Annotated in this window: 28 protein-coding genes; 16 read left to right on the forward strand and 12 right to left on the reverse strand. The window is 62.5% G+C overall.

What is annotated here, in order from left to right; all coding sequences use genetic code 11:
* Positions 1-150 precede the first annotated feature (150 nt).
* Positions 151-522, reverse strand: a complete 372-nt coding sequence (locus G6P99_RS20450; RefSeq protein WP_029078709.1) for a nuclear transport factor 2 family protein — start codon at positions 520-522, stop codon at positions 151-153.
* Between the two features lie 138 nt (positions 523-660).
* Between G6P99_RS20450 and guaA the strand changes: the two genes are divergently transcribed.
* Complete coding sequence (gene guaA / locus G6P99_RS20455; protein WP_029078710.1) at positions 661-2,259, forward strand: glutamine-hydrolyzing GMP synthase; 1,599 nt, start codon at positions 661-663, stop codon at positions 2,257-2,259.
* 508 nt (positions 2,260-2,767) lie between these two features.
* Here guaA and G6P99_RS20460 read toward each other — a convergent pair.
* Both G6P99_RS20460 and G6P99_RS20465 read right to left on the reverse strand, forming a co-directional pair.
* Positions 2,768-3,274 carry a YkgB family protein gene (locus G6P99_RS20460; protein ID WP_165123260.1) on the reverse strand — a complete coding sequence of 169 codons (507 nt, stop codon included), beginning with the start codon at positions 3,272-3,274 and terminating at the stop codon, positions 2,768-2,770.
* Positions 3,275-3,321: 47 nt separating this feature from the next.
* Positions 3,322-3,858 (reverse strand): carboxymuconolactone decarboxylase family protein, encoded by a 537-nt coding sequence (locus tag G6P99_RS20465; RefSeq protein ID WP_165123262.1) that lies wholly within the window; start codon positions 3,856-3,858, stop codon positions 3,322-3,324.
* Positions 3,859-3,988: 130 nt separating this feature from the next.
* Between G6P99_RS20465 and G6P99_RS20470 the strand changes: the two genes are divergently transcribed.
* Positions 3,989-4,984 (forward strand): AraC family transcriptional regulator, encoded by a 996-nt coding sequence (locus G6P99_RS20470; RefSeq protein ID WP_165123264.1) that lies wholly within the window; start codon positions 3,989-3,991, stop codon positions 4,982-4,984.
* An 81-nt stretch (positions 4,985-5,065) separates the two neighbouring features.
* On the opposite strand, the gene G6P99_RS20475 is transcribed toward G6P99_RS20470, so the two are convergent.
* The 4 genes from G6P99_RS20475 to G6P99_RS20490 form a co-directional block, all read right to left on the reverse strand.
* Positions 5,066-6,163, reverse strand: coding sequence for an alkene reductase (locus tag G6P99_RS20475; RefSeq protein WP_165123266.1), 1,098 nt, complete (start codon positions 6,161-6,163; stop codon positions 5,066-5,068).
* A gap of 70 nt (positions 6,164-6,233) precedes the next feature.
* Positions 6,234-6,908: a peroxiredoxin-like family protein gene (locus G6P99_RS20480; RefSeq protein WP_165123268.1), complete on the reverse strand. Its 675-nt coding sequence runs from the start codon at positions 6,906-6,908 to the stop codon at positions 6,234-6,236.
* A gap of 150 nt (positions 6,909-7,058) precedes the next feature.
* Entirely contained in the window at positions 7,059-7,376 is a 318-nt protein-coding gene (locus G6P99_RS20485) for a hypothetical protein (RefSeq protein WP_165123270.1), read from the reverse strand.
* A 355-nt stretch (positions 7,377-7,731) separates the two neighbouring features.
* Entirely contained in the window at positions 7,732-8,613 is an 882-nt protein-coding gene (locus G6P99_RS20490; protein ID WP_165123272.1) for a LysR family transcriptional regulator, read from the reverse strand.
* A 94-nt stretch (positions 8,614-8,707) separates the two neighbouring features.
* Here G6P99_RS20490 and G6P99_RS20495 point away from each other — a divergent pair, with 94 nt between their 5' ends.
* The 3 genes from G6P99_RS20495 to G6P99_RS20505 are packed head-to-tail and all read left to right on the forward strand — an operon-like array spanning position 8,708 to position 10,359.
* Positions 8,708-8,938 carry a hypothetical protein gene (locus G6P99_RS20495; RefSeq protein ID WP_165123274.1) on the forward strand — a complete coding sequence of 77 codons (231 nt, stop codon included), beginning with the start codon at positions 8,708-8,710 and terminating at the stop codon, positions 8,936-8,938.
* A gap of 44 nt (positions 8,939-8,982) precedes the next feature.
* The gene (locus tag G6P99_RS20500; RefSeq protein WP_165123276.1) at positions 8,983-9,126 is read left to right on the forward strand and encodes a hypothetical protein; all 144 of its coding nucleotides are present in this window, start codon (positions 8,983-8,985) and stop codon (positions 9,124-9,126) included.
* 57 nt (positions 9,127-9,183) lie between these two features.
* The gene (locus G6P99_RS20505) at positions 9,184-10,359 is read left to right on the forward strand and encodes a patatin-like phospholipase family protein (RefSeq protein ID WP_165123278.1); all 1,176 of its coding nucleotides are present in this window, start codon (positions 9,184-9,186) and stop codon (positions 10,357-10,359) included.
* 11 nt (positions 10,360-10,370) lie between these two features.
* Here G6P99_RS20505 and G6P99_RS20510 read toward each other — a convergent pair whose 3' ends face one another.
* From G6P99_RS20510 to G6P99_RS20525, 4 genes are read right to left on the reverse strand one after another with little or no spacing between them, the layout of a single operon-like run.
* Positions 10,371-10,772: a hypothetical protein gene (locus G6P99_RS20510; protein WP_165123280.1), complete on the reverse strand. Its 402-nt coding sequence runs from the start codon at positions 10,770-10,772 to the stop codon at positions 10,371-10,373.
* Complete coding sequence (locus tag G6P99_RS20515; RefSeq protein WP_165123282.1) at positions 10,769-11,692, reverse strand: alpha/beta fold hydrolase; 924 nt, start codon at positions 11,690-11,692, stop codon at positions 10,769-10,771. Before G6P99_RS20515 ends, G6P99_RS20510 begins: the two co-directional genes overlap by 4 nt.
* 11 nt (positions 11,693-11,703) lie before the next feature.
* The gene (locus tag G6P99_RS20520) at positions 11,704-12,531 is read right to left on the reverse strand and encodes a hypothetical protein (RefSeq protein ID WP_165123284.1); all 828 of its coding nucleotides are present in this window, start codon (positions 12,529-12,531) and stop codon (positions 11,704-11,706) included.
* Positions 12,532-12,552: 21 nt separating this feature from the next.
* Complete coding sequence (locus G6P99_RS20525) at positions 12,553-13,743, reverse strand: thiolase family protein (protein ID WP_165123286.1); 1,191 nt, start codon at positions 13,741-13,743, stop codon at positions 12,553-12,555.
* 346 nt (positions 13,744-14,089) lie between these two features.
* Between G6P99_RS20525 and G6P99_RS20530 the strand changes: the two genes are divergently transcribed.
* The 11 genes from G6P99_RS20530 to G6P99_RS20580 all read left to right on the forward strand — a co-directional run bounded on the left by G6P99_RS20530 (position 14,090) and on the right by G6P99_RS20580 (position 24,727).
* Positions 14,090-16,939: an ATP-binding protein gene (locus G6P99_RS20530; protein ID WP_165123288.1), complete on the forward strand. Its 2,850-nt coding sequence runs from the start codon at positions 14,090-14,092 to the stop codon at positions 16,937-16,939.
* Positions 16,940-17,225: 286 nt separating this feature from the next.
* Positions 17,226-17,510, forward strand: a complete 285-nt coding sequence (locus G6P99_RS20535; protein WP_245344131.1) for a hypothetical protein — start codon at positions 17,226-17,228, stop codon at positions 17,508-17,510.
* A 509-nt stretch (positions 17,511-18,019) separates the two neighbouring features.
* A complete protein-coding gene (locus tag G6P99_RS20540; protein WP_165123290.1) occupies positions 18,020-18,595 on the forward strand; it encodes a carboxymuconolactone decarboxylase family protein in 576 nt (191 codons plus the stop codon).
* Between the two features lie 140 nt (positions 18,596-18,735).
* On the forward strand, positions 18,736-19,293 hold the full coding sequence (locus G6P99_RS20545) for a YkgB family protein (RefSeq protein WP_094184174.1): 558 nt from the start codon (positions 18,736-18,738) through the stop codon (positions 19,291-19,293).
* An 81-nt stretch (positions 19,294-19,374) separates the two neighbouring features.
* A complete protein-coding gene (locus G6P99_RS20550; RefSeq protein WP_085402247.1) occupies positions 19,375-19,950 on the forward strand; it encodes a carboxymuconolactone decarboxylase family protein in 576 nt (191 codons plus the stop codon).
* 64 nt (positions 19,951-20,014) lie between these two features.
* Positions 20,015-20,719, forward strand: coding sequence for a glutathione S-transferase N-terminal domain-containing protein (locus G6P99_RS20555; RefSeq protein ID WP_165123292.1), 705 nt, complete (start codon positions 20,015-20,017; stop codon positions 20,717-20,719).
* A gap of 35 nt (positions 20,720-20,754) precedes the next feature.
* A complete protein-coding gene (locus G6P99_RS20560; RefSeq protein ID WP_165123294.1) occupies positions 20,755-21,579 on the forward strand; it encodes an alpha/beta fold hydrolase in 825 nt (274 codons plus the stop codon).
* A gap of 12 nt (positions 21,580-21,591) precedes the next feature.
* Positions 21,592-22,533: a D-2-hydroxyacid dehydrogenase family protein gene (locus G6P99_RS20565; RefSeq protein WP_085402250.1), complete on the forward strand. Its 942-nt coding sequence runs from the start codon at positions 21,592-21,594 to the stop codon at positions 22,531-22,533.
* Positions 22,534-22,579: 46 nt separating this feature from the next.
* On the forward strand, positions 22,580-23,725 hold the full coding sequence (locus G6P99_RS20570; RefSeq protein WP_165123296.1) for an SDR family oxidoreductase: 1,146 nt from the start codon (positions 22,580-22,582) through the stop codon (positions 23,723-23,725).
* Positions 23,726-23,742: 17 nt separating this feature from the next.
* Complete coding sequence (locus tag G6P99_RS20575) at positions 23,743-24,492, forward strand: SDR family NAD(P)-dependent oxidoreductase (RefSeq protein ID WP_165128931.1); 750 nt, start codon at positions 23,743-23,745, stop codon at positions 24,490-24,492.
* A 13-nt stretch (positions 24,493-24,505) separates the two neighbouring features.
* The gene (locus tag G6P99_RS20580; protein WP_085402252.1) at positions 24,506-24,727 is read left to right on the forward strand and encodes a DUF2798 domain-containing protein; all 222 of its coding nucleotides are present in this window, start codon (positions 24,506-24,508) and stop codon (positions 24,725-24,727) included.
* Positions 24,728-25,388: 661 nt separating this feature from the next.
* Here the strand turns inward: G6P99_RS20580 and G6P99_RS20585 are convergent.
* Complete coding sequence (locus G6P99_RS20585; protein ID WP_085402253.1) at positions 25,389-26,387, reverse strand: AraC family transcriptional regulator; 999 nt, start codon at positions 26,385-26,387, stop codon at positions 25,389-25,391.
* Positions 26,388-26,543: the final 156 nt, after the last annotated feature.

Consider the following 26,543-nt stretch of genomic DNA (forward strand, 5'->3'; position numbering starts at 1 on the left):
CGCGTCCTGATCGCCGCTGCGTAGGGTGGGTTAGCGTAGCGTAACCCACCGACTTTGCTCACCGCGGAGAGAATGGTGGGTTACGCCTTCCGCCTTCGCTCGTTGAGCTATGGCGGACGCGGTCGGCTAACCCACCCTATGATTTTCGCCTCAATGCACCAAATGGTTCGCGGAGCCTTGCGTGATCTTGCCGTCGGCGTCACACCGCAGATACTCGCAAATCTTGCTGCCGCGTTCGTTCTGGTAGAACACCACGACGCTGTCCGGCGAGACATAGAGGTCGATCAGCTCGAAATGCAGCTCGGGCAGTTTTGCCAGCGCCGCGCTCCAATAGGCGCGCAGTTGCGTCTTGCCGCGCACTGTGCCTGACGCGCCGAAGCCGAGCGCCGGGATCCGGTCCGAGGTCATCTCGGTATCCTCGGCATACATCGAAAGTACGCGCTCGAGATCGCGCGCGTTCCAGGCGGCGATCCAGTCGTGGCCGAGCGCTGTGAGGCGGGACGGGTCATGGAAATCTGGCATGGGTTTCCTCCGACATTCGTTCTGGCCAAATTAGGTCAACGATACTGACATATATCAATTTGTCCATGCCCAAAGAAGAATGTGGGCGCCCCGCGCAGCGCGGTTGCGGGGGCGGGCGGTGTCGCGTATCTGCTTGCCATGACAGCCGCACCGAAAACTCAGCCCTCGTCGACGCCCACCGTGGCCTCGGCGCATGACAAGATTCTGATTGTCGATTTCGGCAGTCAGGTGACGCAACTGATCGCCCGCCGCGTCCGCGAGATGGGGGTCTATTCCGAGATCGTGCCGTTCCAGAAGGCGGAGGCAGCCTTCAAGGTGATGAAGCCGAAGGCGGTGATCCTCTCCGGCGGCCCTGAGTCCGTGCACGAGACCGGCTCGCCGCGCGCCCCGCAGCTGATCTTCGAATCAGGCGTTCCCGTGCTCGGCATCTGCTACGGCCAGATGACCCTGGCCGCCCAGCTCGGCGGCGAGGTCGAGGGCGGGCACCACCGCGAATTCGGCCGCGCCGATGTCGAGGTCAAGACCGACAGCTGCCTGTTCGACGGCGTCTGGGCCCACGGCGAAAAGCATCAGGTGTGGATGAGCCATGGCGATCGCATCACCAGGATGCCGCCCGGCTTCTCCGTGGCCGGCGTCTCGCCGAACGCGCCGTTCGCGATCATCCAGGACGAGACGCGGAAGTATTACGGGCTGATGTTCCATCCCGAGGTGGTGCACACGCCCGACGGCGCCAAGCTGTTGCGCAACTTCGTCCGCAAGGTCGCGGGTCTCACCGGCGACTGGACCATGCGCGCCTTCCGCGAGGAGGCGATCGAGAAGATCCGCGCCCAGGTAGGCTCGGGCAAGGTGATCTGCGGCCTGTCCGGCGGCGTCGATTCCGCCGTTGCCGCGGTCTTGATCCACGAGGCGATCGGCGACCAGCTGACCTGCGTGTTCGTCGATCACGGCCTGCTGCGGCTCGACGAGGCGAAGACGGTCGTCGATCTGTTCCGCAACCACTACAACATCCCGCTGGTCCATGTGGACGCGTCGAAAGAGTTCTTGGGCGAGCTCGGTGGCGTCACCGATCCCGAAGTGAAGCGCAAGACCATCGGGCGTCTGTTCATCGACGTGTTCGAGGCGGAGGCGAAAAAGATCGGCGGCGCCGAGTTCCTGGCGCAGGGCACGCTCTACCCCGACGTGATCGAGAGCGTCTCCTTTACCGGCGGGCCGTCCGTCACCATCAAGTCGCACCACAATGTCGGCGGCCTGCCTGATCGCATGAACATGAAGCTGGTCGAACCCTTGCGCGAGCTGTTCAAGGACGAGGTGCGCGTGCTCGGCCGCGAGCTCGGCCTGCCCGAAGTGTTCGTCGGCCGTCACCCGTTCCCGGGCCCCGGCCTCGCGATCCGCTGCCCCGGCGACATCACAAAAGAAAAGCTCGACATCCTGCGCAACGCGGATGCCGTCTATATCGACCAGATCCGCAAGCACGGCCTATACGACGCGATCTGGCAGGCCTTCGCGGTGCTCTTGCCGGTCAAGACCGTCGGCGTGATGGGCGACGGCCGCACCTACGAATACGTCGTGGGCCTGCGCGCCGTCACCTCGACCGACGGCATGACCGCCGACTTCTACCAGTTCGACATGAAATTCCTGGCCGAGACCGCGACGCGCATCATCAACGAGGTGAAGGGCGTCAACCGCGTGGTGTACGACGTGACGTCGAAGCCGCCGGGGACGATTGAGTGGGAGTAGTGTGGCCGGCTGCTATCGCGCAGTTTTGCGTAGTCTGGTGGAGTTGTTCTCGCTTCCTTTCGCATTGAGGACGCCGACCGAAGTAGTGAGCCGGCTTATCCCGGCTGAGGCCGGTAATCCAACGCGTTTTCGCTAACGGAGCATTGCAGCGTACTTGATCGTGCAGAGGGGCGGGGCGTCCAAAGCTCAGCTTCGAGCACCGCCAGGTTTTGGCGGCAAAGGCGGACATTCGGCTGGAGCCGCTCGTCTCAGAAGGGTCCAGAATATGACTTGGCGCGAGGGCCGCTTGTGGCGGCGCAAAGCGGACATGCCTCACATGGCCGATCGCTCGTATCCTCGTCGTTTTCTGTTTGCGCCTTGGCTCGCCAGGTGCATCAGACCGTCGGGCACAAACAGTTTAATTGCCGCAGAATTTTCCGCAGCACTTCTTCGGCATTTTTGGAACGCACAATCGCCGGCGAGGTGGGGCTCTCGCCGGCGATGCCTCGCCATCAGCAGGGTGCCACCCTTATTGCCGCGTCAGGCGAACCACGTCCTGCCTCAGCAGGTAGAACGAGACGGCGAGCAGGACGACGTCCTTCATCAGGAAGGGCACGTTACCGGTCATCGCAGGGAAGCCTCCCGCAGCGACGTCCCAGCCCTCCGGCATGAAAGGAATGATGGTAACGGTTGCGATGAAAGTGCCTGTCGAGCCCAGTGCGCCAAGAACGCCGAGCCGCTTGTCCCAGAAGCCTGCGAGCAGCAGGGTCCCGAACGTCCACTCCGATGCGCCCAGGAAGTAGCTGGCGCCGGCATGGCCGAAGACCGGATAGAGCCACCAGATCAGCGGCCCGTTGCTGATGAACGGGACCAGTCGTTCGAATTCGTACGGAAACCACTTCTGGTAACCGAAGAAGGCGAACATGATCACCATCGAGGCCCGGACGACGTGGTAGTCGAGGTCCTCCGCCAACAGGCCGGATCTATGCAGCGCACGGACGATCGGGTTTTGAGCAGTAATGGAAAGCGTAGTCATGGTCGTGATCCTTTCATGTTTGAGATCTGACGGATCGCTCGATCGCTTCACGCGACGGCGGGGAAGTCGATCTCGGTGTCGTTGATGCGGTTGAAAACGTTGGTGAAGACGGTGGTCGCGAAGGCCAGGCTGATCTCGACGAGCTGGGCGTCGCTGTAGCCAGCGGCCTTGATCGCCGCGAACTCCTCGTCGCTGACGGTGCCGCTGGACTGCGCGAGCTTGCGGACGAAGCGGGCGAGCGCATCGCGCTTGGCGTCGCCTGTGGGCTTGCCGTCGCGGATGTTCTTCAGTTCGTCGGGCTTCAATCCCGCGAGCTTGCCGAGCAGGCTGTGCGCGGCCACACAGTAATCGCAGCCGGCAACACCGCTAATGATCAGTTTGATGGTTTCCTGGTCGCGCTTGCTGAGCGAGCCGGACGCGAGCACCGTATCTGCGGCGAGGACGGACTTGAGCGCAGCGGGGCCATGGGCAGCGATGGCCGCAAAAGTCTTCGGCACGCTGCCGATGGCCTTCTTGATCTGGGCATAGACCTGGCCGGACGGACCGGCGTCGGTTTCGAGGTTCGGAACAGAAAGACGGGACATGGTGGCACTCCTTTGTTGGGTGGTGAACGATTGCGGAGTGACAGTATGATCAGTGGATGAGACTTTGAATGTCGCTCAGGCTCGAGTATATGCTTCAACGTCTCACATTTAGTCCGTTCAGGAGGTGGCCATGGACTGGCTGAGCAGGGTGTTCGAGATGATGCCGGTGCGCGGGAGGCTGGATCTTCGCTGCTCCTATGGCGCGCCTTGGCGGATCGATCAGGGGCCGGGCAAGGCGAACGAGATCCCCTATCATGCGGTCGTCGGTGGCTCGGCCGTTTTGGAAGATCCGGCCGGCGGCAAGCCGCTGCGGCTGGAGACTGGAGACATCCTCCTGCTGCCGGGCAATCCGCGACACGTCATGCACGACGGGAGCGGGAGCCGGCCGAAGCCGGCGCGCAATCGCGCGGAGCTCAATCTCGTCATCAGCGAGAACGCCGGCAGGGGAGACCGATTGGATCTGCTCTGCGGGCACTTCGCGATCGCGCCCCCGCACGATCGCCTGCTGCGCAGTTATCTGCCACCCCGGTTGGTCGTGCATGCCCGCGGTCAGGACGAAGGAGAGAACGCCACGCAGCTCGCGGGCCTGGTTGCCCTGTTGCGCGGCGAGTCGGCGGACGATCGCCTCGGCGGTCGCGCGATGCTGAATGCGCTGTCGACCGCGATGTTCGCGCTGGTGCTGCGGCTCGCCAGCGAGACCGAAGATGCGCCGCGCGGTCTTCTGGCGCTGGCCGGGCATCCGCGCCTGGCGCCGGCGGTGGCCGCAATGTTCAACGAGCCAGCGCGCGCATGGTCGCTGCCCGACCTGGCGCACCTGTGCAACATGTCGCGTGCCACGCTCGCCCGCCAATTCCAGGAGAAGCTGGGGCGATCGGCCTCCGATCTTCTGGCTGACATCCGGATGACGCTCGCGGCGAACGAGCTGAGGAGCTCGTCTCTTTCGACGGGTGCCGTAGCGGAGGCTGTGGGGTACCAATCAGAAGCCGCCTTCCAACGCGCCTTCAAGAGTCACATGGGCGCTACGCCGGCGCAGTGGCGCAAGATGCTGGAACCGTCGGGTCGGGACATATTCGCAAAGCCCGCGGCGCATACGGACGCTGATTCCGCGAAGGTCGCCGCGGACTGATGCGCCCACGAACGAGGGCCAGCGAGGGGCGGCGACGTGCCCTCGCTGGCCCTGTTACGCGGCTGATGAAGCGAGTTGCGTTCAGGCCGCCGCTTTCGCGGTCGGGTAGTCCGTGTAGCCGCGCGCGTCACCGCCGTAGAACGTCGAGCGATCGTAGTGGGCGAGAGGCAAGCTCTGCCGGATCCGCTCCGGCAGATCCGGGTTCGAGATGAAGTGGCGCCCGAACGCGACCAGATCGGCGTCGCCGAAGGTGACGATGGCTTCCGCCGAAGCCGGAGTGAAGCCGCCGGCCGCGATCAAAGTCCGCGAGAACTTCGGCCGCAGATGCTGAGACGCGATCGGCGCTCGGCCGTGCGAGATCTCCTCGGTGCCCTTGATGCGCGGCTCGACCACGTGAAGATAGGCGATGCCCAGGCGGTCAAGCTCCTTCGTCACGTAGCCGAAGGTCGCCGCCGGATCGCTGTCTGACATGGATCCGTAGGTGCCGCTCGGCGCGATGCGGACGCCGACGCGATCGGCTCCCCAGACCGAGATGGCGGCCTTGGTCACCTCCAGCATGAACCGGGCGCGGTTTTCGATCGGGCCGCCGTACTCGTCCGTCCTCTTGTTCGTTCCGTCTTGCAGGAACTGGTCGGGCAGGTAGCCGTTCGCGCCATGGATTTCGACGCCGTCGAAGCCCGCCCGCAGCGACCGCTCGGCGCCCAGCCGAAACTCTTCGATGATGCCAGAGATCTCATGCAATGCGAGCGCGCGCGGCATCGAGAACGGGACCTCGCCGCGCTTGGAGTATGCGTAGCCCTCGGCCGCGATGGCGGAGGGCGCGACCGGCGCGTCTCCATTCGGCTGCAGGTCGACATGCGATTGCCGGCCAACGTGCCACAACTGCTGGAAGATGCGGCCGCCCCTCGCGTGGACCGTGTCGGTGACGCGCTGCCATCCTGCGATCTGGGTGTCCGAGTAGATGCCGGGAGCGCCGGCATAACCGTTGCCGCGGATCGAGACCGGCGACGCTTCGGAGATGATCAGGCCGCCCCTCGTGGCGCGCTGCTTGTAGTATTCGACCATCAGCTCGCTCGGGATGTCGCCGGGATTGGAGCGCATCCGCGTCAGTGGCGCCATGGCGACGCGATGGGATAGACGGTAGGGGCCGATCAGGGTCGGCGTGAACAGCTTGGACATAGGTATGTTCCTTTGAGTTGAGAGACAGCGGCCGGTGGTCATTGCGCCCCACCGGCCGTCTCATGTGCCGTCACACTTTGACGGCCGCCGCCCGCTGGAGGACCGGGATCATGTCTTCAGGCTCCGGCCGGCGGTTGTAGTCGGGGTTCACTTCGGAATAGAGGATGACGCCGTCCTGTCCGACGACGTAGCGGGCCGGCATCGGCAGCGTCCAACTCGGGTCGTCGTTGAACGTCGGCAGATCGTTCTTGAGCTGCTTGTAGAGCTCGACCAGATAGTCGGGCAGGTCGAAGCGCAGGCCGAACGCGGCGCCGACCTTGCCCTTCACGTCCGACAGGATCGGAAAGGACAGCTTGTTCTGGTGCACCGACTTCCGGCTGTTCGGAGCGGTCTGCGGCGAGATCGCAACGAGCGAAGCGCCGTACTTGTCGAACTCCGGCTTGGCGGCTTCGAGCGCCTGCAGCTCCATGTTGCAGTAGGGACACCAGACGCCGCGGTAGAAGCTGAGCACCAGCGGGCCGCGCTTCAGCAGGTCGGCCGAGCTCACGACGTTGCCCTCCGGATCCTTGAGCGAGAAGGTCGGAGCGAGGTCGCCCGCCTTCTTGGCGCGCTTGGCCGCGCCGGATTCAATCAGTTCTGCGGTGGCGCGGTGCATCGTCTCGATGACGGGACGAGGAACGCTGTAGGGCGGCTTTCCGGCCTCGAAATCGGCTTTGAAAGCATCGAGCTTGGCTTGAAGCGACACGTCGGTCTCCTTTGGTGTCTGCGTGGAGGACGGCGGTGCCGTCCGTTTCGTGGAAGTCACGTGCAGAAAGCTAAAGGAGGCCGCCGTTCGAGGTAGCGGGCACGTCCGACTAGAGCTTATTCCGCTTGGGAATGACCGCCGCGCAGCGGGTCAACATCCCTTGCAGATGATCAGCTTACGGTCCAATTCCTGGTCGAACTGCTGTTGCTGCTGCTCCCATGCCGAGACCGCTTCGTGCTGGGGAACGTCGGCCTGGTTAGGTTGCCGATGACCGACCGGAGCGAGCCAGGGCATGCGCGAGGTCAACAGGATCGGGGTGCGAGCTGCTGCCGCGCTCGTCGACACATCGGGGAAGACGGCGAGGGCATCTTCCCGGTCGGCTGCGTTTGCCGGTGAGAGCAAGGCGGAAAGGACAACAGCGACGGCCGTTGCGCGTACTGAGCGATTCAGGATCGAGGTGCGGGACATGGTGACACTCCTTTTGGGGAGGGCTCGGGGTGAGCAACTCCATGGATGTCACCGTACTCATTCGCCTGAGACGTTGAATGCCGCATTTGCCAGAAAAAATGCTCATTCGTCTCAAGCATTTTGCATTCGCTGCGCGGTCGTTGGGATGCGATCGTCGGATGTGGGGCGCGCGAGGGTCACATCCGACCTCGTCGGAGAAAGCGATCGAATGACTTCCGGAGCTTGCGAGACTGAAGTTGCCCGATTGAGCAAATTCCACCCTCGGGGCCTCGTCTGCGCCGACGAGAGCCATCATGCGACCCACGACGTCGAACGCAGCGCGCCACGCATCCAGCCGACTTCGACAGTCCCGAAATTAAGGGTTGAACGAACGCTCGAAGAACCCGACAAACGCTCGCGCCTTCGCCGTTGCGGCACGGCCGCTCGGTAGGACTGCCCACAGATCGAGTGGCGGGAGACTCCATTCAGACAGGGCCGTACGGACGGCGCCCGATCGCAGTTCGGGGCTGAACATCCATTCCGACGCGATGGTCAGGCCCGCATCGGCGAGCACGGCGGCTCTCACGCCCTCCGCGGCGCTCACCCGCAACCTGCTTTGAACGCTAACGGCCAATTCCGTACTCTCGCGCCTGAACGACCAGACGCTGCCTTCTCCCTGCAGATAGACGACGGCCTGGTGCTTGCTCAGCTCGCTCGGCGTCGACGGCGTGCCCGCCCGATCGAAGTAGGCGGGCGTCGCGAGCACGAGCCGCTTGCACCTTGCGACGCGGCGAGCGGTCAGGGTCGAATCCATCATCTTCCCCATCCGGAGCGCCACATCGATCCCCTCCTGGACCAAGTCGATTTGACGGTCGTCCAGGATCACCTCGAGATCCAGCTCCGGATGCTGAGCCATGAACTGCGGCAACATCGGAATGAGATGGATCCGGGCGAACGTGACGGCGGCGCAAACACGCAGGCGTCCTTTGAGGCCTGCCCGAGCTCCGCGCGCGGCGAGCTCGGCCTCCGCCGCTTCCTCGAGAGCCCGTCTGGCGCGCTCAAGATAACCGAGCCCTGCTTCGGTCGGCGTGAGTCCGCGGGTCGACCGGGTCAGCAGCTTGACGCCGAGATAGTCCTCGAGCTGAGCGACCGACTTGGAGACGGCCGGCTGCCCAACGCGGAGCTGTCGGGCCGCTCCGGAAAAGGAGCCCGTCTCGACCACCCGCACGAACGTTTCCATCGAAGCCAGACGATCCATCTTACTTATTCTCCGCAGGAATGAGCGATATCGCTTGGCCCTATCTGCCATGCCTTGGAAGAATTGGCCACTCTCCACGTAAAGGAGAGACGCAATGAGTACGAATGAATTCCAGAGCGCCAGCTTGCCGACCGCAGGTGCGGTCTGGATCCGCTCCATCCGCGCGAAGGCGGTCGCAAGCGAGACGGTTCAGATCATCAGCGCGACGGCGAGGGATGCGCTGTTCGCCTATGCGACGACGGGCAGCGCGCTGGCCAGCGTAGCCATTGTCGTTGCCCCGCATCTCGACATCCTGCTGCGCTGCGCCGCCCACGGCCGCGGTTAAGACCATGCTGCTAACCAACACCTACCGAGGAAGAGGAGAGTACGATGTTGCAGTTGTTGATTTCAGTATTGACGATTGCGCTGACGTCCACCCTGGCCGTGGCGTCGCTGTATTCCGGCGAAACGATACTGTCGGAAGCCAAGGTCAAAGCAAACGTACAATCCGGTAGCGGCCTGCACAGCGATTGACAGCAAGCCGGAACCGTCTTGAATCGGCGAAGAGTTCCTTGAAAGCAGGAGGTCCGCATGAACCGACCGATCGAACGTCTTGAGGCCAAAGATGGTTCGCAGCGCCGCCGGTCGGACCGCAGCGACCTCCCGGGTCAGATCGTCCTGGTACTGCAGGGCGGCGGCGCTCTTGGGTCGTACCAGGCTGGCGTCTATCAGGCGCTGCAGGAGGCCGGGATCGAACCGGAGTGGATCATCGGCACCTCGATCGGCGCCATCAACGCAAGTCTGATCGCTGGAAACGAGCCGCAGCGCCGGTTAGAGCGGTTACGCGAGTTCTGGAGTCGCGTGCAGCGCGCCCCGGCGTGGGGCTTTGAGGGCGCTTTCCCTGCATTGGACGGACGCTGGTCGCACTGGAGCACGTTGACCCAGGGCATTCCCGGCTTTTTCACGCCGAACCTGCTTGCCCACGTCGGGGACGCTTTTCCGCTGGGCGCCGATCGGGCCGGCTACTACTCGACGGCGCCGCTCGAACACACCCTTGCCGAGATGGTGAACTTCGACCTGGTCAATCAGGGAAGGCCGCGCCTGTCGGTTGGCGCAGCGCATGTGCGAACCAGCCAGATGCGCTATTTCGATAGCCGCGATGGCAGAATCGACGTCAGGCATATCATGGCTTCGGCAGCTCTTCCGCCCGCGTTTCCGCCGGTGCGCATCGACGGCGAACTCTACTGGGATGGCGGCATCCTTTCCAATACGCCCACCGAGGCGGTGTTCGACGACAATCCGCGAAGGGACTCGGTGATCTTCTCGGTCCATCTGTGGAATCCGATTGGGCCCGAGCCGACGACGATGGCCGATGTTCTCAACCGTCACAAGGACGTCCAGTATTCGAGCCGGATCGCGAGCCAGATCGCGCGCCACCAGCAGACGCACCGGTTACGTCATGTGATCAACGAGCTCGCATCGAAGCTGTCCGAAAGTGAGCACAGCAATCCGGAGGTCAGGGAATTGCTGGGCTATGGCTGCCAGACCCGCATGCATGTGGTCCAATTGCTCGCGCCGCAGTTGGACCACGACGATCACACCAAGGACATCGATTTCAGCCAGGCCGGCATCCGGCGGCGTTGGGAAGCAGGGTACGCGCACACCAACGCGGTGCTCGCGCGCAAGCCTTGGGAGGGCCAGTTCGACCCGTTGTCAGGTGTCATCCTTCACGTAGCCAGGGATTTGACGGCGCTCGCCGCCGTATGAGCGGCCGCGAGTCACGCGTCCGCGGCCACGCTCAACTGGTATAGCCGACCCGTGGCATCTAGATCCTCCACCCGCCATGGGCCGCCGACGCCGGCGATCATCCACCTGACCAGCGCCCAAAGATCGGCGTCGATCTCCGGATCGTTCAACGGCTCCAACGCGTCGGGCAGGGCGCAGACCTCGATCCCGTCGGGAAACGGTTCTCCGCTGCGGCCGATGAAGACGAGCGCGTAGACCATTCCCGAGGGCGCCAGCACGTAGCCGGGACGCGATAAGGCGTTCGCGTCCAGAGAAAACTGCTTGACGAAGAATTCGCGGAATTCCGGGTAATGTCCGACGCGGTCTTCGGCGAGCACAAACGCTCTCCTCTTGCCTTCGAGTGTCGGATTTTCGATGACGTGGATCGTTGTCATGACTGCCTTCCCTCGATGCGGTCCAGGAAACCGTTGATCTTGCCGGCGATTTCCTCGCCGGAGTCCTCCTGCAGAAAGTGCCGGCCCGTCACCAGCTCGGGTCCTTCGGCATGCGGCAAGAGCTCTTTGAAGCGCGTTGCGAACGTCTTGTGGTCGAAGACCTCGTCTTCCCGACCCCAGACCAGCAGCGTCGGGAGTTTCGACTTCCTCAGTTCGCGCTCGAGCCATTCGAAGCGGGCCAGGCCGCGTGCGCTTTCGTCGAGCGGGATCCAGCGCGGCCAGGTCCATGTGAGTAGGCGCGATGCGGGATCTGGCAGGATGCTCTCATAGACGCTCTGGGCCTCCGCCCTGAACTTCTTGCGGTCGACCACGGAAAGATACATTCCGCGACCTGTAAGCGCATTGTGACGTCCGAGAAGATAGGGGCCGACGAGGGGCGCGTGCATCATGCGCCAAGGAAAAATCCGCTTGTGGAAGTCGGCCGGAGGCAGCGGCCATGCCCAGGTGCTCATGATGACCAGAGCGCGGACCCGGTCCGGATTGGATAGAGCGAACCCGAGGCCAGTGGGGCCGCCCCAATCGTGACAGACGATGGTCGCGTTGCGCACGTCGAGCTGTCGCAGGAGGCCGGTTAGATTGGCGATGTGGCCGTCGAGCGTGTGGGCCTGTTCGCGGACGGGCTTCTCGGACAGCCCGAAGCCGACCATGTCCGGAACGATCACGCGCCTTCCTGCCTCGGTTAGCGGCTGGATGAATTTCCGGTACAGAAAGCCCCAGGCCGGGTTGCCATGCAGGAGAACGACCGGATCGCCGGTGCCCTCGTCGACGTAGTGCATGCGCCAGCCGTTGACTTGCTTGAATCTCGGATCGTACGGCCATTGGCCGTGCTCGAACCTATGCGTTGCTCCCGATGCTTCCATTATTTTCCTCCCTAGCCAAAGAAGATCACGGCCTGGCCGTTGAGACCTGGCAATGTAACCACCGGTCCCAAGGATTCGCCGGTCGTAAAATCGAACGCGACGACCTCGTCCTGGGCGACGCAGTACAGCTTCCCGTCCGGTCCGAAGCGTAGCCCGCGCGGCTTCCTGAATCCGACCCGGCGATCCGGAGTCAGGACGCGAACGAGACGGCCGTCGGATCGGTCGTATTCGCGGATGGTCGTCACCGCGTCCGGAGCACCGAAGGGATGTTCGCTGCTGACGAGCACGTTTCCGTTCGGCGCGATCGTGAGATCCAGCGGACTGAGGTCCGGATCCTGGACATTCCAGGAAGGCTTGACCGCTCCCTCCGGATCGAAGGCCAGAATGGTGTTGTCGCCTTCGCCGCCCGGGCCGATGCCGGACGCGAGAAAGAGGGTGCCATCCGGGCCGAAGGCAAATCCGCGTGGGAACGGTACCACGGAGGATGGAAGCACGGCTTCTGCAGCTCCATCGAGGGTGGGCGCAAAGGCCATAATCGTCCGCGCGGCTCGCATTCCTACATGGTACCGGCCGTCGGGGCCGAAATTACCGCCGCCTGGGTTCAGCCAAGGTATCACGCCGGTCTCGCGCACCACACGCCCATTGTCGTCGAGCGCCAGAATGCGGTCCGAGCCGCTGTTCACGAAGAGGAGTGATCCGTCGCTGCCGAGTCCGCGCGGGTCGACGATCCGGACGTCGTCACTGAAGGGGCCGAGCGCCTCGCCGTCCGCATCGAACGCCAGGAGCTTGCCGTACCCCGAGCCATTCGCGCCCGATGCGCTCGTTACAAGAAGGACCATCGAAGGCTCCTGTGGTTGTTCTCAAGCGATCATCTCGAGGGCGAGAGCGATTCCTTGCCCGCCGCCGATGCACATCGTGACGACGCCCTTCTTGAGGTCGTCTCGACGCATCGAATGGAGCAGCCGGGTCGTCAGCACGGCGCCGGTAGCACCGATCGGATGTCCGTGCGCGATGGCGCCACCCTCCACGTTCACGATCTCGGGCGGCAGCTTGAGCTCCTGCATGACCGCGAGCGCTATTGCGGCGAATGCTTCGTTGATCTCGATGCGCTCGACATCCTGATTGGTCCAGCCGGCGCGTGCCAGCGCCTGTCTGACGGCAGGGATCGGGCCGAGCCCGAACATACCCGGCTCGACGGCCGCGATGCCGTACGACACCAGCCGGGCAACCGGCGCCAGACCGCGTTTGTCGGCCCAATCCTCGCTCGCCAGCACCATCGCCGCAGCGGCCGTGTTCAGGCCGGGGGCATTGCCGGCGGTGATCGTGCCGCCCTCGCGGAAAGCCGGCTTCAGCTTGGCGAGCGTCTCGATCGTCGCGTCCGGACGGTTATGCTCGTCGGTCCGGAACGTGTTCGCTCCCTTTCGCGCGCGAACTTCGACCGGCACGATCTCGCCCTCGAATTTGCCGGCGCTCTGCGCGGCGGAAAAGCGGCTGTGCGAACCCAGGGCCCATTCGTCCTGCGCTGCCCGGCTGATCTGAAACTTCGCGACCAGGTCTTCCGTGTGCCAGCCCGAGTGCGCGTCCGAGAAGGCATCGTTGAGCCCGTCGCGCAGCACGCTGTCGTAGAGGGTTCCGTCGCCCATGCGGTGACCCCATCGGCCGCGCGTGACGAGGCAGGGAGCGGCGTCCATGTTCTCCATGCCGCCGGCGATGGCCGCATCGACAGAACCCATCAGGATTTCATGCGCCGCGGAGACGATGGCCTGCGCGCCCGAACCGCAGACGCGATCGACCGTCATCGCAGGTACCTGGACGGGAAGCCCCCCGTGAATCGCGGCCTGGCGGGCGGGATTCATCTTGTTGCCGGCCTGCACCGTGTTTCCCATGACCACAGTGCCGATCTCGTCGGGTCGCAGCATCGATCGCTGGAGAGCGGCATTGATGGCCGCTGCGCCCAATTCGACGGCAGGAATATCCCTCAAGGTGCCGCCGAACGTCCCGATGGCCGTACGAACAGGCTCAGCGATCACTACCGAGTGCTTCGATGTCATGAAAAAATCCTCCGCCGAGTTGACGCGCAGGGAACACGTGCCGACAAAATTGCGGAGCCGGCTACGATCTCGGCAGTGCGCTTGTCGCAATAATGCTTATTCCTGCGTGGCATATATGGACCGACGGCTATTTGGTCTGCTAACCCAAGCCGCCCGTCGACCGTCGAATTTGGGCTATCAACGTATGGTCTCATTGTTTACGCTGCATTTTCTAGCCGTGACAGGCGCTGGTGGTCGACTCGCCCCCTGAGGCATCGCGCGGTAGACTAGGGCGGATCTGGCACGGGTACTTGCTGTCCCCGAAAGAGAGAGCCGCGATGCCGAGCCACGACCGCGGAATGCGTGTATGAACCGTCGTCACGATGGCCGGCCCGGTGACGTGCTTTGCTTTGGGCCGTTCAGTCTGTTCGTGGCGGCCAGGCTGCTGATGAGGGCTGATGAGACGATACCGCTTGGCGGACGCGCTCTCGACGTTCTGATCGCGCTGGCGGAGCGAGCTGGCGAGACCGTCGGCTACGATGAGCTGATATCGACTGCGTGGCCTAGCGTGACGGTGGATGAATCCAATCTCCGCGTTCAGATTGCATCCCTGCGGAAGGCACTCGGCGGAGAGGATGGGGCTCGTTACATATCGAACGTTGCCGGTCGTGGCTATTGTTTCGTGGCGCCCGTATCGCGTTCGACGGAGCGGCTGCCTATTGCGGAAGGCGAGCGGCCCAGAAAGCTGCCGCCCCCATTGGGACGGATGGTCGGTCGAGATGACGTCGTGCGCGCCGTATCGGAGCAGCTCCTGACAGCGCGGTTCGTCAGCATCGTCGGCCCCGGCGGCATAGGCAAGACGACGGTAGCCGTTTCGGTGGCGCACGCATTGTTGGGCGGCTTCAGTGGTGCCGTTTCCTTTGTCGATCTGAGCGCGCTGACGAATCCGCAACTCGTTCCAACGGCAGTCGCGTCGGCACTTGGTTTCATTCTTCAGTCCGCCGATCCGTTCGGCAGCCTTGTGTCTTTTCTCGGTGACAAGAAGATCCTTCTTGTTCTCGACAACTGCGAACATGTGATCGAATCGACGGCGGTGCTGGCCGAGCGGGTCGTCAGCGAGGCGCCACAAGTACATATCCTTGCGACCAGCCGCGAAGCGCTACGCGTCGAAGGTGAGCGTGTCCATCTGCTCTATTCGCTCGACTGCCCGCCTGATCAGGTCGGTCTGACCGCCGCAGAAGTGCTGAAATTCCCTGCTGCGCAGCTTTTTATGGAGCGGGCGGCCGCCGGCGGTTACAGCGTAGCGTTGGGCGATGAAGAGGCGCCGATCGTCGCCAACATCTGCAGACGGCTCGACGGGATCGCGTTGGCTATTGAGCTCGCCGCAAGCCACGCCGGCTCTCTTGGGATTCGCGGAATTGCGGAACTTCTCGACAATCGCTTCAGCCTCCTCTGGCACGGACGCCGAACCGCGCTGCCCCGGCACCAAACTCTGCACGCGATGCTCGACTGGAGCTACAACCTCCTTCCCGAACACGAAAGGGCTATTCTGCGCCGACTATCGGTGTTCGTGGGGGATTTCACGTTTGAGGCAGCCAGCGCCATTGCCTACGCTGCGGAGCCGGACGAGGAGGGCTCTACGGGGGCCTTCGAGAACCTGCTTGCGAAATCGCTTATCTCCACGACGCCGGTACACGGGCCGACGTATTACCGGCTGCTCGACACGACGCGCGCCTATGCCAAGGCAAAACTAGCCGGGCGAGGCGAGCTGGATCATATCGCCCGCCGGCATGCGAATTTCTTTTCCGACTTTCTCCGGGATGACGAGCTCGTTCAGTCGAGGTTCGGGGAGTGGGATCTTTCCGGCTATGCCTCGCATATTGGCAACGTGCGGGCGGCGCTCGAATGGGCGTTCTCAGACGACGGTGACGTTTCGATCGGTGTGGAGCTCGCTGCCTGGGCGGCTCCCCTGTTTGTTGGACTGTCCTTGCTTGAAGAGTGCGCTCGGTGGTGCGAGCGGGCGCTTGCGTGTCTTGAGGACGGTGCGCGAGGCACAAGACAGGAGATGATTCTGCAGGAAGCTCTGGCGTTGTCCGCAATGTACACCAGCGGAAACTCGGAACAGGTTCATGCCGCGATCGAGCGTGGTCTCGCGATCGAGGAGACATTCGGTGACCGGCGCCACAAGTTGCAGCTTCTTTACGGTCTGTATCGGCTTCTCATGAGGCTGGGGGATTTCCGTGGCGCGCTCGATACCGTGCGGAAGGCCGCAGCTTTTGCGGAGGATGCGCAGGATCAGGCGGGTCTGGTGGTGGCCGATTTCATGCTTGGTGCCTGTTACCACTTCATGGGCGACCAATCGGCAGCTCAATTCCACGACGAGCGCGGCATGACCCGCGCGGCCAACACCGGCACGGTCATCCCTAACTTCTTCGGGTTCGACTATCGGATCTACGCCCCGATCAGTCTCGCGCGGACCCTATGGTTGCGCGGTTTTGCCGACCAGGCGCGCCAGCTCGCAAAGACCGCCATCGATGGAGCCGGACATGACAACCCGCTTTCGATGTGCGTCGCGCTTGCCTACGGTTCGGCGGTCTTTGTCTGGAGCGGAGATTTCGACATGGCAGCCGAGTACGCCGAGCGGCTCGTCAAATATTCGGACCGATATTCGATGGAACCATATCGCGCCGCCGGAGATGGGCTTAAGGGTACGATTGCTATCGCGCGCGAGGACTTGGTTGCCGGCGTTGACTTGCTACGAAGTGCGATAGGCACTTTGTCGGCGGGAAGGCCAAACCACCAGCTAACGCCCTTTGCGGGAGCACTGGCCGAGGGCCTCCACATGATCGGGCAAGTGGAGGAGGCCCTGATCACGGTCGACGGGGCGATCTCTCGCGCCCACGATTGCGGATCGACCTTCGATTTGCCGGAACTCTTGCGGGTCAAAGCCCAGATTCTAGCGGCGATCCCGCGTTATGGCTCTGGGCCTGCTATAAATTGCCTGTCCGAGGCCATCCAAGTCGGACGCAAGCAGTCTGCGCTCGCCCTTGAGCTGAGATCGACGATGAGCCTGGCGCGCTTGTTGGCCCAAGAAGGACAGCGCGATCAGGCCGGTCATGAACTCGGTCTCGTTCTGAATCGTTTCACGGAAGGATTCCAAACCAGAGATCTCAAGCTGGCGCGCGCCCTCCTGGACGATTTGCTGACGTCATCGTAGGTCAGATCACCCGTTCGGAGATGCCACCATCCGGACGCGTCCGAAGCGGTGACGCCGACGAAGCGCTGAGCGCGACAACCATCGATTCTGCCGATTTAATAAATTTTTACATCATACAATGATCCGTCGGTCGGAAGATGATGCACCCTGTTGAGGTGGCGCAAATTCGTGATGGCGGTCCTTCCGCATGCCAAATCCAGGTTCTTCGACCAGCGGTCCGATTAGCCTTCCACCCCTCATAGCGGCTTTCGTAGAAGCCACGAACGGCTTCGACCTGGATCGGATGATGGCTACCTTTGCTGACGACGCGCTCGTCAACGATCAGCTGCGTGACTATTGGGGCAAGGCGGCCATCAGGCGTTGGGCAGAGCGTGATCTCATCGGCGAAGAGCTGACGATCGCAGTCACGAAGGTCTTGAAGCACCACGACAACTTTGTCGTGACCGCCAACGTCGATGGAAATTTCGATATGCGTGGTTTGCCGGATCCGCTGATTCTGGCCTTTTATTTCACGATCGATCGTGACCTCATCGCCCAGTTGATCATCTTGCGCAATCGTCAGGATATTTGACGTATCGTCAGGCGCATCTTCCGCGCCCTTGATCCACTACCCCGGGCGCGTCTTCAGCCCGTCCGATTCACAAAATATTAGAACGTTTAACTGGCCTCCGAGGAGGAGCTGCGTGACGCTAGGACCCGCAACAGCGTTATCGGGTCTACCTGCGGGAGAGCGCACATGTGCGAGACAAGAAGCCGGGTCGGTGCCGCGGTAGCCAGTCGAACATTCGGCAGCGGTGAGCCGTGTCCGGCCTGGAGTATGACCCGGCCTGGCCGCGCACGGGACGGTCTCGGAATTGGCCTGTTCATCGCCGGCAGGCGCTCGGGATGCTGGGGTCACCGCATCGACATCGTTTCCACGCCCTGCCCCGGTTCTCGTTTTTCCGTTTTCGTCGCGCGTTTCGATGCGATGGCACCATATTCCAGACCGGAATGAACCATATCGCCAGCCCGCATCTGCCGCAGCGCAGGGGAATGGGTGAGGGTGCGGTCCTAGAGTTCACATGAAGAAGGAGAGAGAAAATGATAAACGGCTTCACGCTTCACGACACGAACACGGCGCCGGCAGCGTCCGGCGAAATGCTAAACGGGATCCAGAAAAGCTGGGGCTTCGTGCCCAACTTGCATCGCATTCTCGCGCAGAGCCCGGCGGCGCTCGAGGCTTACAGCACCCTCTGGGGGATCGCCGAAAAGACGAGTTTCACCCCGCAGGAACGCAACATCGTCTATCTCGCCATCATCTATGAGAACGAGTGCACTTATTGCATGGCCGGCCACACCAATCTGTCGCGCATGGCGAAGGTGGAGCCGGAAGCGATTTCCGCCGTCCGCGAAGGACGTCCGATCGCCGACGCGAAGCTCGAGGCACTGCGCCAGTTCGCGGCCAAGGTCACGCGTCAGCGCGGCGTCGTGAGCCAGGCCGAGGTCGCCGCCTTCAAGGCCGCGGGCTACGACAATCAGGCGGTGCTAGACGTGCTGGTGCTCGCCGCCACCAAGCTGATCTCCAACTACACCAATCATCTCGCCGAGACCCCGAACGACTCGTTCATGAAGGGGGCCGAGTGGAATCCTCCCGGCAAACTGAAGCCCGCGGCCTGACCACGCTGCGATGAGCCGCCCTCGCGTGAAGGCGGGAGCGGCCTCTTCTTCGACACCGAAATCGACTTCCCGATTTCCGCGGTCGTGTGATGCGGCTGCGCAACGGCGCTCGACACAACTCGACACAAGGAGTGGCGAAAATGAATGCAATTCTAAACGCGGCAATGAGTCCGCTTACCATGATCATGCGGCGGTCCGGCCTGCTTACTGAGGACCTCGACTACCATCTGGTGCGCGCGTCGATGGTGATCATGTTTCTCTTCTTCGGTTACCAGAAGTGGTGGCCGTATGAGGCCGAGCGGCTTGTGCCGTTCATCAGCAACGGCCCATTGATCTTTTGGCTCTATCCGGTTTTCGGCCATCAGGGCGCGAGCTGGTTTCTCGGCGTCAGCGAATGGACATTCGGTACGCTGCTGTTCGCGGGCTTCTGGGACAAACGCCTCGGTGTTCTTGGCGCCCTGGGGTCGACCGGCACCTTCATCGCCACCGTCACGATCATCCCCTTCATGCCCGAGGGGTGGGATCCCGCGGCTGGATTTCCGGCGATGACTGGCAACGTGCCGTTCCTGATGAAGGATGTGGTTCTGCTGGCGGTTTCCTTCTACCTGCTGCGACAGGACGTGGTGCGTGTCGCCCGGCATGAGCCAGCGCGGCGTCGCGTGAAAGGCATGGAATTCGTCCATTCCGCGCGGGAATGAAAGATATTGCTCTGACCTGGCTGCCCTTTGGGCTCGCGGACCCGCATTTTTGTCGCCGTCACATCGTAAAGGAGACGAGGGATGATCAACGGTTTCACACTTCACGACGCGTCCTCGGCGCCGGCGGACTCGACGGAGATCCTCGACAGCGTTCAGAAGTCCTGGGGCCTCGTTCCGAACCTCCACCGCGTACTGGCGGAGAGTCCCGCCGCCCTGGAAGCTTACGCGACCCTGTGGAGCATCGCGGAGAAGACGGGCTTCACGCCGCAGGAGCGCAACGTCGCCTATATCGCGATCATCTACGAAAACGAGTGCACGTACTGCATGGCCGGCCACACGAACCTGTCGCGCATGGCGAAGGTTGAGCCGGAGGCCATCGCGGCTGTACGGGAAGGACGGCCGATCGCCGATCCCAAGCTCGAGGCCTTGCGTCAGTTCGCGGCCAAGGTGACGCGAAGCCGCGGAGTCCTCAGCGAAGCGGACGTGTCTGCATTCAAGGCGGCGGGCTACGACACCCGCGCGATGCTGGACGTGCTCGTCCTCGCCGCGACCAAGCTCATCTCGAACTACACAAACCACCTGGCGCAGACACCGCTCGACCCTTTCATGAAGGGAGCCGAGTGGAACGCGCCGGGCAAGCTGAGACCCGCCGCTTGACGCGCGAAGGCCGCCGTTCGCCTCTGCGTGGCGGCCTCGCGCTTAGCGCACAGAGAGATCGCAGATGATCGAGCTCTACTACTGGCCTACTCCGAACGGCCACAAGGTTACGATGTTCCTGGCAGAGGCCGGGCTGGATTATGCGATCCATCCGGTCGACATCAGTGGCGGCGATCAATTCAAGCCCGAGTTTCTGGCGATCTCGCCGAATAACCGCATGCCGGCGATCATCGACACCGCGCCGGCCGACGGCGGCGAGGCGATCAGCGTATTCGAGTCGGGCGCCATTCTGCTGTACCTGGCCGAGAAGTCCGGTCGCTTCATTCCCAAGGATGTGCGTGGCCGCAAGACCGCGGCGGAGTGGTTGTTCTGGCAGGTCGGTGGGCTCGGACCGATGGCCGGTCAGAACCACCATTTCGGCGTCTACGCCCCGACCAAGATCCCGTACGCGATCGACCGCTACGTCAACGAGACGAACCGGCTCTACGGCGTGCTCGACCGGCACCTGGAAAACCGCGCCTTCATTGGCGGCGACAGCTACAGCATCGCCGACATGGCTTCGTATCCCTGGGTCGTTCCCTGGAAGCGTCAGCAACAGAATCTGGAGGACTTCCCTAACCTCCGGCGCTGGTTCGACTCGGTGCGCAGCCGCCCCGGCACGCAGCGGGCCTACGCCAAAGGCGAGCCGTACTCGAGCCGCCCGGCCGTCACGGAGGAGGGGAAGAAGATCCTGTTCGGACAAACCGCGACCAGGGCGTCGGTGGCGTGACGGTTCAGGGAGAAACACGTGGAGAGGATAGTGCGATGACGAGACGCGAAACCGTCGATGTAGGCGGTGTTCCGATCAGCTATCTGACGGCCGGCAAAGACGGGCCTTTGGTTCTCCTGCTTCATGGTACCTATTGGAGCCGTGTCTGGCTGCCGGTGCTCGACGACATCGCTGCTGCGGGTCTCCGCCCGGTGGCGGTGGATTTTCCCGGCTTCGGTCGCTCCGGAGGGGAACTCACGGTTGCCGATGCTTCGGTGCCGCGTCTCTCGGCCTGGCTCGTCCGTTTCCTCCAGGCGCTCGGACACAAGGACCCGGTCATGGTGGCCGGTCATGACATCGGCGGAGGCGTCGCGCAGCACTTGATGCTCGCGAAGGCGGTGGAGGTACCGCGCGTCGCGGTCGTGAACGGAACCATGTACGACTCTTGGCCGGTACCCGGCGTCGCCCGCTTCCGGGATCCGGCGGTCGCTGCGGCCACCACGCGCGACGACATTCTGGCCGCGCGTCGCGTATCCGTCGTGAAGGCGCTTGGACGCCCGGCAAGCGAGGCCGAGATTGCGGAATATCTCGACCCGTGGACGGACCCGCGGGTCGCCCGATCCTGGCTGGCGCTCGCAGGCGCTGCCGACCATCGCTACACTATGGAGATGCTGCCGGCATTGCTGCACTCCAAGACCCCGAAGCTCCTCGTCTGGGGCGAGGACGACGGCTTCCAGACGGTCGACTACGCCGAACGCTACGCACGCGAGATTCCGCAAACGCGGCTCGTCCGGATCAAGTCGGCCGGCCACATTCCGATGGAGAACGACACCAAGGCGGTAGCTGGAGCTCTGGCCAAGTTCTTCGCCGCCGAACGCTGAGGGAGGGCTGCAATGAAGGTTGCGATCCTCGACGACTACCAGAACGTGGCGCTGCGGCTCGCTGACTGGTCTGACGTCCGTCGGCACGCCGAGATCGTCGTGTTCAATGACCACTTGGCCGACCCCTCGGCCGTCATCGAACGGTTGCGGCCGTTCGATGTGGTTTGCGTCATGCGGGAGCGCACTCCGCTTCCCAGGGAGATTCTGCAGCAGCTACCGAACCTGAAGCTGATTGCTTCGACCGGGCCGCGAAACGCGTCCATTGACAGTCCGGCCGCGACCGATCTCGGGATCGCAGTCACCGCGACAGGATACGACGCGACGCCCACCATCGAGTTCACCTGGTCGCTCATCCTGGCGAGTATGCGGGGCATCGATCACGAGGCCGCCTCGCTCAAGGCGGGCGGGTGGCAGACCGGCCTCGGCTCGAATCTGCGAGGTAAGACCCTCGGGGTCGTGGGCTTGGGCAACATCGGAAATGAGGTCGCGCGCATCGGACTTGCTTTCGGCATGAAGGTGATCGCCTGGAGCCAGAACCTGACCGCGGAGAAGGCCAGTGCCGCCGGTGCCGTCCTCGTCGACAAGCAGACGCTGTTCCGCGAGGCGGACGTCGTCACGATCCATCTCGTCCTGAGCGGGCGCACCAGAGGCCTGGTCGGCGGGTCCGAGCTTGCCTCGATGAAGCCGACGGCGAGGCTCGTCAACACGTCGCGCGCTCCGATCGTGGACGAAGCGGCTCTGATCGAAGCGCTGCAGGCGCGCCGAATCGCCGGCGCTGCAATCGACGTGTTCGACGTGGAGCCACTGCCTCCGGATCATCCGTTCCGGAAGTTGCAGAACCTCCTGGCGACCCCTCACATCGGCTACGTGACCGAAGATCTCTATCGGACCTTCTACGGCGATGCCGCGGACAACATCGCGAAATGGCTCGAGGCCAACGCATCGGCCGCGTGAGCTTCTTCACGCGCGACAATCATCCACAACAACGAGGATTGAAATCATGAATACGACCAATCAAAGCAAGATCGCTCCGCAGAAGGTCCTGATCACAGGCGCAAGCGGCCTGCTGGGCGTCGCGGCCATCGAGAGGTTTCTTGATGCGGGATGGGACGTGGTAGGCGTCTCACGCCGCAAGCCCGAACTGCCGAGCGGCCGCGACGTCGATTTCCTGTCCGTCGATCTGCGGGATCGGGAAAAGGCCCGCGCCGCATTCGAGCCGCTGACCGACGTCACGCACGTCGCCTACACGGCCCTGCACGAAAAGCCCGAGCTGGTCGCCGGATGGTCGAGCAAGGACCAGATCGATACCAACAACGCGATGCTGCGCAACGTGGTGGAGCCCATCGTCCGCAGCGCGACGAATTTCCAGCACATCAGCGTCCTGCAGGGGACCAAGGTCTACGGCGTGCACTTGCATCCGATCCCGATCCCCGCCCGCGAGCGTGATGCCCGCAAGGATCACCCGAACTTCTTCTTCGATCAGGAAGCCTATGTGGGTGAGATGGGGGCCAAGCACGGTTTCAGCTATACGGCTCTGCGTCCGCAGCTCGTCACCGGTCCCACCCCAGGGGCGCTGAACGTGCTCCCCGCCATCGGAGCCTACGCGGCAATCCGTCGCGAGAAGGGTGAGCCGTTCGGCTTCCCGGGCGGCCCGTCGTTTGTCTGGGAAGCGGCCGATGCAGATCTCGTCGGGGACGTGGCGGTCTGGGCTGCGCAGTCGCCTCAGGCAGCGAACGAGGCTTTCAACATAACCAACGGCGACGTGTTCGAGTGGCGCAATGTGTGGCCGGGGATCGCCGAAACCCTCGGCGTCGAGGCCGGACCGGACACGCCGATGAGTGTGACGGCGTACCTCGCGGAACACGCCGACGTTTGGGGCAAGATTGTCGCGAAGTATGGTCTTCGCTCGCGGAGTCTGCGGGATCTCGTCGGTCAAGGGGACCAACATGCCGACTTCGCTTTCGCCTATGGCGCCCCGGCGGGACCGAGGGCCTTCGTGAGCACCGTCAAGCTGCGCCAGGCCGGCTTCGTAACGGTGGTCGACACGGAGGTGTCGTTCCGCAAGGCCCTGCAGTCTCTGATCGACAATAAGCTCTTGGCGCCGGCCTCGAAGCAAGCGGCTGCCCGGCTCTCAGTCGCATCCTGATTGGAAGGAAGGGAATGATGCCAAGACTGCAAGGTAAAGTGGCGCTCATAACAGGCGGTAGCAGTGGTCTCGGACTCGCGACGGCCCAGCGGTTTGCGAGGGAGGGGGCATTTGTCTACATCACAGGCCGCCGCCAGGACGAGCTCAAAATGGCGGTTGCCCTGATTGGAGAGCGCGCAGCGGCCGTTCGAGGGGACGTCCAGAACCTCCAGGATCTCGATCGGCTCTACGAGAGGATCCGGAGCGAGAAGGGAAGGATCGACATCCTGGTCGCAAATGCGGGCTTCATCGATCCGGAGCCGTTCGTCGAAGTGACGGAGAAAAATTTCGACCAGACCTTCGGCATCAATGTGCGCGGGCTTCTGTTCACGGTTCAGAAGGCGCTGCCTCTCTTCTGTGACGGAGGCGCCATCGTCCTGATTTCGTCTATCGCCGCCTTCAAGGGCATTCGGGGCTACACTGCCTACAGCGCCACCAAGGCAAGCGTTCGTTCGTTTGTGCGAACGTGGACCGCTGAACTCAAGGACCGCGGCATCCGTGTCAACGCGATCAGTCCGGGCGCGATCGACACGCCCATCATCGACGCGCAGGCGGCAACGGAAGAAGGCGCCGACGCGATCAGGGAGAGCTTCAAGGCTGCCACCCCGCTCAACCGCCTTGGTCGCCCGGAGGAGATTGCTGCGGCAGCGCTGTTCCTGGCTTCTGACGAAAGCAGCTACGTGGCCGGAGCTGATCTCGTCGTCGATGGCGGACTGAGCGCGCTTTGAGTTTGGAGATGCTATGTTGGCAATCCCGCGTCGCTACAGTCACTTCATCTTTGGCGTTATCCAATCGGGATTGACTTCCTTTGCTGCTGCAGGCATCGCGAGCCTTTCCGCGTCCGCAACCGGCCATTTCCCGTGGAATTGGCTCGGCTCATGGCTGGTTTCGTGGGCCGTGATGTCGCCTGTTGTCCTGCTCGCCGCGCCAATAGTAAGATCATTATCAATGGCTCTTACATGAGAAGAGTCGACGGACTAAGGGCGCCAGCGCTGCAAACGCGTGATCGCATTCAGTTTCGACCCCCTGGACTGAAAGACTTCTAACTGCAGTCCTTCAGTAGTCGACAATTACGCCGAAACATGTGCTGGCGAAGTCATGCGGTGCAGACTTTGCGGGAGGGCAGCTCATCGCGCAAACCGGACCATCCATACCCAGTTCGACTGACTATAGACGGTATCGGGCGGAAATTGGCGAGAGGCCAAGAGGAGGCCGTTCCGACTTAGTATACGTCTACTGCGTCGATTGATTCCGATACTTGCCGAAGTCGCCATGCCTCCGAGCCGCGCAAATTTTACTGTGAATTCAAGATCGAAAAGTTGGGACGGATGTACCGCCGGGATTTGTCCGTCAGCTTTGAGAGATTGTGCTTGCGAGGTTGACCTCCATCGACGCGACCAAATGGTCCCACCAGTCGAGGTCTTACGGGAACGTTGAGCCCCACTTGATATTGCCGGTGGCCGTCCACCAAGCCGTCGGTTCGCAACTGTAAAATCTTCGGTTTTGCATGCGGCGACAAACCGAGGCCCACGCTAAGCAGCGGACATATGCTGCCGAAAATTACCAATATACGCCAATCGAAAGCCGAGCTTCGCGTTGGAAGCTCATATCACGAGACCGACACTTATTGCGGCTTCCATTTGCCGCGAAACTCTCTCGGTGTAATTCCGGAAAATCGTCGGAAAGCGCGTGTGAAGTGCGCGGGGTCAGAGTAGCCCGATGAAAATGCGACATCGATAATTTTGGCATTCGTGTCGCGAAGAAGTTTAGCGGCATTTTCAAAGCGGGCCCCGTCAAGGAGGTCAGAATATGAAACGCCCGCGCCTGACAGTTTGCGCTGAAAGCTTCTGATGCTGATGCCAGCCATCTCTGCGATTTCTGCGATAGTTGGAATTCTATCGTCCAGGTAGGATGGCAGCATCAATTTGACTGCTGAGACGATTTCGTGGCCGGACGGCCCAACGTCGTCGCTATGTGAAGGCGCCGGCGTCTCGACGGCGAGATTGGGGAGATCCAGGAATGAAACGGGAATATCGATCCACGAGGAATTCTGATCCGATATAAAGCGGGTATTTTGCCAGAACGATCGAGTCTCAAGGCTCGGTTCATAGCGGGCTTCGAAGGCCATCGTCGCCGGAACCCAGTGGGGGCCGGAAAATTGCCTTACGATATGCATCACGTAAACGTTCTGAAGCCACTGCGAATGCTCAAGATGCGGCACCCCGGCCGTGTCCGCGAGCTTGCTGCAAATTCTCACGTGATTGTCGTCGCGCTCCAGCCACACACTCACGGTCGTGTCTTCAATCGACGCCCATTTGCACAATTGCTGCAAGGCAATGAACAGTGTCGGGGAGAAGCGGATGATGGCGCGCATCTTCTCGCTCAGGTGGCCGAAATGCAGTTGGCGAGCAGCTTGAAATCCAATGTCTGTGATGCCTTGCGACCGCTGTGCGGCTTCCGCGAAACGTATGGCTAGCAGGATCGGGATATAGTGCTCAGGCTTTTCCTCTAAAGAAGCCGGAAGGCGAAACTTGGTCAGCAACGCCTCCGTTGGAGCACCGATCGCATCACAAATGGCAGCAAAAGGAATAATGAATTGGCAACGGGTCAAAGGAATGGTCATTTTTCTGTCTCGTGCAGAATTTGAGTTTCGGCGGCCTCTCCCGTTTCGGGATGCGGCTTGGCTGAACTGTCGAAAGCCTAACAGTTCTCGGTTGGCGCGTATTGCAAAATGTTGCCCGATGCATTTGGAGGCCGAAGGGGGGAGGGTCTGGGTTGA

The sequence above is a fragment of the Bradyrhizobium sp. 6(2017) genome (assembly GCF_011058295.2).
GTDB classification, from domain to species: domain Bacteria; phylum Pseudomonadota; class Alphaproteobacteria; order Rhizobiales; family Xanthobacteraceae; genus Bradyrhizobium; species Bradyrhizobium septentrionale.

Coding starts and splice junctions, on each gene's coding strand:
- G6P99_RS20565 (WP_085402250.1), top strand. CDS start 21,592: ATGAAGGTTGCGATCCTCGACGACTACCAGAACGTGGCGCTGCGGCTC.
- G6P99_RS20500 (WP_165123276.1), top strand. CDS start 8,983: ATGTTGCAGTTGTTGATTTCAGTATTGACGATTGCGCTGACGTCCACC.
- G6P99_RS20510 (WP_165123280.1), bottom strand. CDS start 10,772: ATGACAACGATCCACGTCATCGAAAATCCGACACTCGAAGGCAAGAGG.
- G6P99_RS20560 (WP_165123294.1), top strand. CDS start 20,755: ATGACGAGACGCGAAACCGTCGATGTAGGCGGTGTTCCGATCAGCTAT.
- G6P99_RS20505 (WP_165123278.1), top strand. CDS start 9,184: ATGAACCGACCGATCGAACGTCTTGAGGCCAAAGATGGTTCGCAGCGC.
- G6P99_RS20530 (WP_165123288.1), top strand. CDS start 14,090: ATGAACCGTCGTCACGATGGCCGGCCCGGTGACGTGCTTTGCTTTGGG.
- G6P99_RS20475 (WP_165123266.1), bottom strand. CDS start 6,163: ATGTCCAAGCTGTTCACGCCGACCCTGATCGGCCCCTACCGTCTATCC.
- G6P99_RS20540 (WP_165123290.1), top strand. CDS start 18,020: ATGATAAACGGCTTCACGCTTCACGACACGAACACGGCGCCGGCAGCG.
- G6P99_RS20575 (WP_165128931.1), top strand. CDS start 23,743: ATGCCAAGACTGCAAGGTAAAGTGGCGCTCATAACAGGCGGTAGCAGT.
- G6P99_RS20485 (WP_165123270.1), bottom strand. CDS start 7,376: ATGTCCCGCACCTCGATCCTGAATCGCTCAGTACGCGCAACGGCCGTC.
- G6P99_RS20465 (WP_165123262.1), bottom strand. CDS start 3,858: ATGTCCCGTCTTTCTGTTCCGAACCTCGAAACCGACGCCGGTCCGTCC.
- G6P99_RS20585 (WP_085402253.1), bottom strand. CDS start 26,387: ATGACCATTCCTTTGACCCGTTGCCAATTCATTATTCCTTTTGCTGCC.
- G6P99_RS20460 (WP_165123260.1), bottom strand. CDS start 3,274: ATGACTACGCTTTCCATTACTGCTCAAAACCCGATCGTCCGTGCGCTG.
- G6P99_RS20570 (WP_165123296.1), top strand. CDS start 22,580: ATGAATACGACCAATCAAAGCAAGATCGCTCCGCAGAAGGTCCTGATC.
- G6P99_RS20495 (WP_165123274.1), top strand. CDS start 8,708: ATGAGTACGAATGAATTCCAGAGCGCCAGCTTGCCGACCGCAGGTGCG.
- G6P99_RS20555 (WP_165123292.1), top strand. CDS start 20,015: ATGATCGAGCTCTACTACTGGCCTACTCCGAACGGCCACAAGGTTACG.
- G6P99_RS20545 (WP_094184174.1), top strand. CDS start 18,736: ATGAATGCAATTCTAAACGCGGCAATGAGTCCGCTTACCATGATCATG.
- G6P99_RS20535 (WP_245344131.1), top strand. CDS start 17,226: ATGGCTACCTTTGCTGACGACGCGCTCGTCAACGATCAGCTGCGTGAC.
- G6P99_RS20550 (WP_085402247.1), top strand. CDS start 19,375: ATGATCAACGGTTTCACACTTCACGACGCGTCCTCGGCGCCGGCGGAC.
- G6P99_RS20515 (WP_165123282.1), bottom strand. CDS start 11,692: ATGGAAGCATCGGGAGCAACGCATAGGTTCGAGCACGGCCAATGGCCG.
- G6P99_RS20470 (WP_165123264.1), top strand. CDS start 3,989: ATGGACTGGCTGAGCAGGGTGTTCGAGATGATGCCGGTGCGCGGGAGG.
- G6P99_RS20450 (WP_029078709.1), bottom strand. CDS start 522: ATGCCAGATTTCCATGACCCGTCCCGCCTCACAGCGCTCGGCCACGAC.
- guaA (WP_029078710.1), top strand. CDS start 661: ATGACAGCCGCACCGAAAACTCAGCCCTCGTCGACGCCCACCGTGGCC.
- G6P99_RS20580 (WP_085402252.1), top strand. CDS start 24,506: ATGTTGGCAATCCCGCGTCGCTACAGTCACTTCATCTTTGGCGTTATC.
- G6P99_RS20525 (WP_165123286.1), bottom strand. CDS start 13,743: ATGACATCGAAGCACTCGGTAGTGATCGCTGAGCCTGTTCGTACGGCC.
- G6P99_RS20520 (WP_165123284.1), bottom strand. CDS start 12,531: ATGGTCCTTCTTGTAACGAGCGCATCGGGCGCGAATGGCTCGGGGTAC.
- G6P99_RS20490 (WP_165123272.1), bottom strand. CDS start 8,613: ATGGATCGTCTGGCTTCGATGGAAACGTTCGTGCGGGTGGTCGAGACG.